Genomic DNA, 238 nt, shown 5'->3' on the forward strand with positions numbered 1-238 from the left:
GGCGCTCCTTGAGCGACTCGGTGCGCCGACCGTCGGCGAGATCGAACTGCACCGCCGCCTGGTCCTTCTCCAGCGGGATCGTCTTGCTCAACCGGGACTCCTTGCCGCCGCGGAAATGCGTGCACACCTCGACCTTGACCCGGTTCGCCGTAACCTCTCCCCACACGCGGCGAACCACGGCCTTGTAGGTGCCGCTGAATCCCTTGGGGCACAGGTAGACCTCGGTGGTCGCGCCCGA

The 238-nt window shown here is 67.2% G+C and carries 1 protein-coding gene; it reads right to left on the reverse strand.

Annotation, left to right across the window (positions count from 1 at the left end):
* Nucleotides 1-238: hypothetical protein (locus ACY9Z2_RS19360; RefSeq protein WP_463611303.1), on the reverse strand; the 238-nt coding region annotated here is incomplete at both ends.

The sequence above is a fragment of the Virgibacillus sp. GM2-2 genome (genome assembly GCF_055329585.1).